The sequence below is a fragment of the Streptomyces macrolidinus genome (assembly GCF_023887685.1).
In the GTDB taxonomy this organism is placed as follows: Bacteria; Actinomycetota; Actinomycetes; order Streptomycetales; family Streptomycetaceae; genus Streptomyces; species Streptomyces macrolidinus.
Genome location: NZ_JAMWMR010000018.1, coordinates 138,726 through 144,736 on the forward strand (window position 1 = coordinate 138,726; position 6,011 = coordinate 144,736).

Annotated in this window: 9 protein-coding genes; 4 read left to right on the forward strand and 5 right to left on the reverse strand. The window is 65.3% G+C overall.

The features are described 5' to 3' along the window. Position 1: 1 nt before the first annotated feature. Positions 2–694 carry a class I SAM-dependent methyltransferase gene (locus tag NGF19_RS20215; RefSeq protein ID WP_252426463.1) on the forward strand — a complete coding sequence of 231 codons (693 nt, stop codon included), beginning with the start codon at positions 2–4 and terminating at the stop codon, positions 692–694. Positions 695–729: 35 nt separating this feature from the next. After that, a complete protein-coding gene (locus NGF19_RS20220; RefSeq protein WP_252426464.1) occupies positions 730–1,275 on the forward strand; it encodes an HAD domain-containing protein in 546 nt (181 codons plus the stop codon). Positions 1,276–1,514: 239 nt separating this feature from the next. Here NGF19_RS20220 and NGF19_RS20225 read toward each other — a convergent pair whose 3' ends face one another. The 5 genes from NGF19_RS20225 to NGF19_RS20240 all read right to left on the reverse strand — a co-directional run bounded on the left by NGF19_RS20225 (position 1,515) and on the right by NGF19_RS20240 (position 4,748). After that, positions 1,515–2,330: a hypothetical protein gene (locus NGF19_RS20225; protein ID WP_252426465.1), complete on the reverse strand. Its 816-nt coding sequence runs from the start codon at positions 2,328–2,330 to the stop codon at positions 1,515–1,517. A 94-nt stretch (positions 2,331–2,424) separates the two neighbouring features. Beyond that, positions 2,425–2,871, reverse strand: a complete 447-nt coding sequence (locus NGF19_RS20230) for a hypothetical protein (RefSeq protein WP_252426466.1) — start codon at positions 2,869–2,871, stop codon at positions 2,425–2,427. 200 nt (positions 2,872–3,071) lie between these two features. Then, complete coding sequence (locus tag NGF19_RS31155; protein WP_372505701.1) at positions 3,072–3,425, reverse strand: polymorphic toxin type 24 domain-containing protein; 354 nt, start codon at positions 3,423–3,425, stop codon at positions 3,072–3,074. Positions 3,426–3,555: 130 nt separating this feature from the next. After that, the gene (locus NGF19_RS20235) at positions 3,556–4,026 is read right to left on the reverse strand and encodes an NUDIX domain-containing protein (protein ID WP_252426467.1); all 471 of its coding nucleotides are present in this window, start codon (positions 4,024–4,026) and stop codon (positions 3,556–3,558) included. Between the two features lie 2 nt (positions 4,027–4,028). After that, entirely contained in the window at positions 4,029–4,748 is a 720-nt protein-coding gene (locus NGF19_RS20240) for a helix-turn-helix domain-containing protein (RefSeq protein ID WP_252426476.1), read from the reverse strand. A gap of 306 nt (positions 4,749–5,054) precedes the next feature. On the opposite strand from NGF19_RS20240, the gene NGF19_RS20245 reads away from it, so the two are divergent. Next, positions 5,055–5,273: a hypothetical protein gene (locus NGF19_RS20245; protein WP_252426468.1), complete on the forward strand. Its 219-nt coding sequence runs from the start codon at positions 5,055–5,057 to the stop codon at positions 5,271–5,273. Then, positions 5,261–5,506, forward strand: a complete 246-nt coding sequence (locus NGF19_RS20250) for a DUF7848 domain-containing protein (RefSeq protein ID WP_308288505.1) — start codon at positions 5,261–5,263, stop codon at positions 5,504–5,506. The genes NGF19_RS20245 and NGF19_RS20250 overlap by 13 nt, the downstream gene beginning before the upstream one ends. Positions 5,507–6,011: the final 505 nt, after the last annotated feature.

Sequence of the window (6,011 nt, forward strand, 5' to 3'; positions counted from 1 at the left end):
CGTGCTCGCCCAGGCATCCCCGTGGCATGCCCACGCCGCCCAGCGCACCGCCGTCGGACTCGCCGAACCCCTCTCCGTACCCGCCCGGATGGAATGGACCACGAGACCCGGCCAAGGACCCGGAGCCGACGCCCTCGGCCCCGACCTGCGCGGCAAGCGACTGCTGGAACTCGGCTGCGGCCCCGGCCACAACGCCGCCCACCTCGCCACCCGACACGGCGCCCACGTCACCGGCGTCGACCTGGTCGGCCTCCAGGTCCGCCGCGCCCGCTCCCACTACGGACGGCTGAACAACCTCACCTTTGTCGCCGGTCACGCCCTGCACTACCTGCACGCCTCCGACGAGCAGTTCGACGCGATCTACTCAGTCTTCGGAGCCATCGGTCTCGTCGCCCCCGAGCTCCTGCTCCCGGCCATCGCCCAGCGCCTCACGCCCGGCCGGGTGCTCACCTTCTCCGTTCCGCACCCGCAACGTGGCGGCCTCAGCCCCTCCGGCGACGACCGCCCCCGCCGCGACCACGTCACCCTCCCCGACCGCACCCGGCTCCCCATCGCCCGATGGGAGTTCGACACCGACCGCTGGGACGGGCACCTCAGCCAGGCCGGCTTCTGGCTCACCTCGGCCCAGGAGTTCCACGACCCCCGCATGGGCCACTGGCCTACCACCCTGCTGATCCGCGCCCGCAAGCTCTGACCAGCCATTCGCCCCGGCTTCCCCCGGAGGAACCGATGCGCCCGCCCTACCTGCTCCTCGACATCGACGGCGTCCTCATTCCCTTCCCCGACGCAGCGGGCTCGGCCCCGGCCACCCACGCCCGCCACGACGTCGTCCCCACCGGCCGCAGCGCCGACAACCCGGTCACCGTCTGGCTCGACCCCGACCACGGACCCATGCTCATGGACGTGATCCATACCGGGCTGGTCACCCCCATCTGGTGCACCAGCTGGCGGCAGGACGCCGCCACCCTGATCGGACCGCTCCTCGGCCTCCCGCCTCTGCCACACGTCGACCTGCCGCGTCCCCAGATCACCACCAGCCACCCCAACGGCTACCTCTGGAAACGCGACTACGTCGATGCCTGGCTGGCAGACGCCCCCGCCGTCTGGATCGACGACGACTTCAGCGGCCTCGACCACGCCTGGGCAGCGGGGCGCACCGCCATGGGAACGCCGACCCTCCTCGTTCAGCCCGACCCACGCCACGGACTGCAGCCCGAGCACCTGACCGAGGTCACAACGTGGGTCTCGCAGCTACCCAGAGCCCGGGTCGCGTGACGACTGATGCCCTCGCTGCCACAAGCAGCGAGGGCATCAGGGTGCGCTGCGGTCCCTGCCTGCGCCTGGGCGCCGTTCAGTTTCTGAAAATGGGATAGCAGTGTGATGGAGATTCTTATCAACGCTGCCGATGTCGTCGACTAGCATTTGACTGACATATATATCCGGGGGACTTGGCCCAATGTCTGCGAAGTCTGGTGATCACGTGAGGTGCTCCGCTGGCTGATCACCGAGGAACATCAGGGCCCGAAATGAAATCCAGACCGATATGCCGAAATCATTGCGTCGATCTGATCATTGTGCTCCTTCAGGAATGTATCGAGCGAGTAGGCTCCATTCCAACCAGCGTCGCGCAACTGCGACCCCTCACAGGGGATCGGTAGTGTGCGGAGGTCCGCGCCTTGCACGAAGTGGAGTCGGAGTTCGTTCGCCTCGGAGATGTTCAATGGATTTCCTCCGATCTGCTCGATGAGTACGTAACGAAGCCCGAGCAGGTCAAGAAGGTCAAGATCGGTGACCCAGGCCGCATCCATGAGGCGGTGAGTCTGCCAGTGCATAGCGTCGCGATACACCAACCTCACCCGGTCAGCCACATCGGTGTGAGGAATGCCATCCCAGTAGAGCGAGCCATGGATCGTGCGATCGACGCCGTCCTGGGTAAGTGCTGTTCCAAAGGTCATCGGAACAAGGTCTGAGAGCTTGTCAGGCCACCCGTGCACCAGAGATCGGATCAAGTCGCAGGGGTTGTACACGTGGAGCATGACGTCGCGCTCCACGTCATCAGCCAAGACGTCGTCCAGCCACCGCGCCACGAGCCTCTCCCAATCGGGGTTCCCCGCAAAGCACATCCTGCTCTCCTCCCGGAAAGCCGGCCATCTTCCACGATCCGTGGTACGCGCTGAGCCTTTGTAGAGGACTTCACCGATCCCCTCTTCGTCACCGTTCAGCTCACGGAGGAGATCTCGCTCGTCCAGTGAAGTGCGCTTCGCGAATTTGCCAGCCGCCCGATAGCCCTCGATCTCCCAGTGTGGGTTCTCCGCCAGATGCCGGAGCACGCCAGGGCCGGCCGCATCATAGCCAGCTGCGAAGACATTCCTGGTGATGTGACAGAGGGCCGAGTATTCCAGGGGATACCCCCCAAACCATGAACTACGTCGCCCCGGATGAGAAGGTAACAATGGGGCCATCTTCGGAACCGATAACCCGAACATCGAAACTCCGGTGAGGAAATTCGGCAGACAATGCAGCACTCCACGTTTTTGCAACACATGCGGCAAAGAATTCCTGCGCCCGCCAGTCCTCTTCAACATCATCCGCATCGACAATCTGCCAGACTCGCAACTGATTCAGCGTCGCCTCAATTTTTCGGATGTTACCGGAGAGGCTCTCGCGCCAGGATTTAAAATTCGACTCTTCGTAAGCACGATCCCACAGCACACATCCCTCCACTTCGACAAAACGCGGCCAGAAGATCCGAGAGAATGCCACCATCATCCCTAGATCGCCATGACCTTTCACATAGTCTAGGTAATCAACTCCCCCTCCCCATTCCTCCACCCAGGACTTAATTCCGGGGTAATCCATCGGGTCATTCAAGGTTAACTCCTCGCGTCACTTGCATAGAGGGTCAGTCATTCGAGCCACCCAGAGAGATGGCGGCAAACCCACAGAGATCCAGAAATTCAGAGACCTCAGGCGCCCGCCACGTTACTGCGAGCGCCTGAGGTGGTGCACTTCTACCAGTATTCAATTATTTATGGTCGGCTTGTATGTCAGCCATCCATATTTGACTCAGCCTACCGGCAGCCGCATAGCTCTTCCTCGGGGCGTAGAGGCCGCGGCATTTTCTCCCAGTTGCGAAATACCTGGCCCGTTTTTGGATTGACATGCTTGGCCATATCGAGAATGTGTGGGGCCGGTATTCCGGCATGCGGTGCCGAGTCAGGATCAAGGTCCGCGCGCTGAGAAATTGCGCCTTCCTCATCATAACGCGCATACGCAGTAACCGTCCCATCCTCTTTCTGACGGAAAAGCGTTTCCCCGGGGTTAGCAGTCTTGGGAAAGCGACCGCTGACCTGCCGCGCACCCGAGAGGCTCAATCCCCCTGTATTGCAGTTGTGAACGAGTACCGGAGTCTCACCCGCCAGCACATAGTACGTGTGCTACGCGAAGCCTTCGACCTGCTTTTTCGCAGGTCAAGTGCGGTTTGCCGGTCCGGTGAGGTACGTGGGTGTCCGTGGTTGTGCCGGGTTGTTGCCGTCGCTACTGCCGTCAGACGGTTCAGCCCAGGTACGGCTTCTCGCGCTGTTCCAGGAAGTGCTGAAGCCTGAGTCGTTGGGTGTGGTGCATCGGCAACTGCTCGATCTCTTCGGGTAGTACGAAGCGGAGTTCGGTGGACTCGTCGGAGATCTCCAGCTGGCCGCCGGTGATGCGGGCGGTGAAGCAGACGTTGAACTGGCGTCGAACCTCGCCATCGGTGTAGGCGATGACGTGTTTCGGGTCGGTGTAGGTGCCGACCAGGCCGGTGATCTCGACGTCGAGGCCGGTTTCTTCCTTGACCTCGCGGACGGCTGTGCCGGGCAGGGAGTCAGTGAGGTCCATGCCGCCGCCGGGCAGTGCCCACAGGTCGTTGTCGCGGCGGCGCTGGAGGAGGATGCGCCCGTGATCGTCGGTGACGACGGCGGAGGCGGCGACAACCATGCTGTTCGGCTTGGGCGCGCTCGGGTCGTCGTAGTACTCGGTGCGGGCCACGGTCAGCCTTCCTCTTGTACGGGCATCGCCGTCGCCCACACGGCGTCGAAGCTCTCGGCGTAGGTGTCGAACAGGCCGCCCTCCTCGTGTCGGCGAAGATGCCACACGGGGGCGGCGTAGGCGTTGACGCCCCAGACGTGTGCGTTGACGAGCTGCTGGTCGTCGGCGCGATAGAGGGAGTTGTAGAGCGTGGTGGCGTGGGTGCGGACTTCGATGCCGGGGGTGGCGGCGAGCGGTCTGTAGTGCATGAGGGCGAGGCGGCAGCGGGATTCGATGCCGTGACCGAACCGCTCCTCCTGGCCGCGGGCCTGGACGTTGTCGCTGTCGGCGTCCCCGATCGCGATGCGGACGGTGCAGCCTTCGGTGGCGCGTTCGGTGAGGAGTTCGTTCAGCCTTGGGTACGCCTCGTGGAGGAAAACGGCTGCGTAGACGAGGATGTCGATCCGTTCGCGGGCCTGGGCCATCAGGTCGGTGAACGTCGAGACGGGGATGTCGGCCCGCTGCTCGTAGAGCGCTACCAGTTCGGGGCTGATGGCGCGGGCGGGGCGGGCTTGGCGGAGTGCCGGCCAGAGTGCGTGCACGTCTTCTCCCAGGGCTTTGGCCGCCTGTAGGGCGGTGCCACGGCGTGGGGTGCGCCCGAGGTTCACCCAGCGCTCGACCGACTTGGGATCGACCTCGACCTCCTGGGCGAGGGCGGCGTACGTCCAGCCTCCGGCTGCCATGACGGCTCGTAATCTCTCGTTCGGCACGAGTCTCCCCCTTGGTATCAGGACGGCACCAGGGACGTTCTACACGGTGCGGGACGTCCCAAAGTGGGGTTTGGCGGAGGTTCCTCCGTCCCGGTGACCGGCGTGAGGATCGGTGCCGACCCTGCGGCACCGAGACGCCCGGGGGCACGGATTCACGCCGCCGAGGAGTGCCAACGTGCGAAAGAGCGCCACCACTTGTGTTCCCTCCCTGCGACTGGATGCCTGGTCGCGGACCGCCTTGCTGGGGTGGTCGCGATGACGGCCCGCAACCCTGATGCGATGCGGCACGACGCTTCGACCGTTGTGGGTGCCGTGATGGTCGACCGGCGGAACGGCAAGGTGGGCGTGGTGATGGGGCACGTGGGGCCGTACGTGCAGCTTCGGCCGCCGCGCGGTGGCCGGGAGTGGGACGTACCGCCCGAAGACGTACGTGCGCCGACCCCGGCCGAGGAGTTGAGCGCGAAGGTGGCTGTGGCCAACCGGAGGTGGGGACGATGACCCCTCGCTCGGTCCTGCGCTACGAGTCCTGGACTCTTCAGCCCGACCGCGAGCCGGACGCGGAGCCGGTGCTGTACGCGATGCAGTGCGCCGTGGACGGAGAGACCTCGCCGACAAGCGAGAACTTCGCCGAACCGCAGGACTGGGTGCTGCGGCACTGCGGCCAGACCCCGTCCCACCACACCTACCGGGAGATCATCACCCGGCCCTGGAGGACCTGGCGGCAGACGTGACCCGCCCCGCTGGCCCACGCACCGCACCGCGCTGGCCCACCCGACTCCCGTCCCTGCCGGGCAACGGCCGATCGAGGCTCCCCCGTCCTCATCAGCCCCGGCAGGGACGGGCTCTCACGTACGTGCCTGGCCCATGGTCATGCGGTTCTGGCCTCAGCCACAGAAAGTCAGCCACGACGGCGGGCGTGCCGACCGATCACCCGCCACGTGTGTCTCGCTCAACCCCGCACCGACATCAGCCCAGTTATCTCCATCGTCACGGCCTCCGCCAGGCGGCAAACATGGGCGTCCGGGACGGCGCGAGCCCGCCGGGCGGCCTCTCGGGTGCCCAGCCGGTCTGCTGCTGAGCGATCGGACCGGGGGCTTCCGATTGGTAGTCCGGCCTACGCTCCTGGGCTCTGCGTGCCGAGTGGTCGGCGGCCGTCGCCAGCGGGGCGGCAGACAGGAGCGGGCGGCGGTCACCGACCGCCGGCGCGCGGCGGCCCGCGTCAGCGGGCCGCCCTTG

Bases quoted from the DNA above. Each gene is read 5' to 3' on its own strand.
- NGF19_RS20220 (WP_252426464.1), top strand. From the start codon at position 730: ATGCGCCCGCCCTACCTGCTCCTCGACATCGACGGCGTCCTCATTCCC.
- NGF19_RS20240 (WP_252426476.1), bottom strand. From the start codon at position 4,748: ATGGCAGCCGGAGGCTGGACGTACGCCGCCCTCGCCCAGGAGGTCGAG.
- NGF19_RS20245 (WP_252426468.1), top strand. From the start codon at position 5,055: ATGCGGCACGACGCTTCGACCGTTGTGGGTGCCGTGATGGTCGACCGG.